Raw genomic sequence first — 252 nt, forward strand, 5'->3', positions numbered from 1 at the left:
TTTTCTTCCACTTGTGGTTCCACTACTACTTGTTGCATTGGTCTTTCTTCCACTTGTGGTTCTACCACTACTTGCTGCATTGGCTTTTCTTCCACTTGTGGTTCCACTACTACTTGTTGCATTGGTTTTTCTTCCACTTGTGGTTCTACTACCACTTGCTGCATTGGTTTTTCTTCCACTTGTGGTTCCACTACTACTTGTTGCATTGGTTTTTCTTCCACTTGTGGTTCCACTACTACTTGTTGCATTGGT

Annotated in this window: 1 protein-coding gene; it reads right to left on the reverse strand. The window is 42.1% G+C overall.

What is annotated here, in order from left to right:
* The coding region (locus tag BAQ46_RS01675; protein ID WP_131801174.1) for a hypothetical protein at positions 1-252 on the reverse strand (252 nt) is incomplete at both ends.

This window comes from Bacillus paranthracis, from assembly GCF_001883995.1.
In the GTDB taxonomy this organism is placed as follows: domain Bacteria; phylum Bacillota; class Bacilli; order Bacillales; family Bacillaceae_G; genus Bacillus_A; species Bacillus_A paranthracis.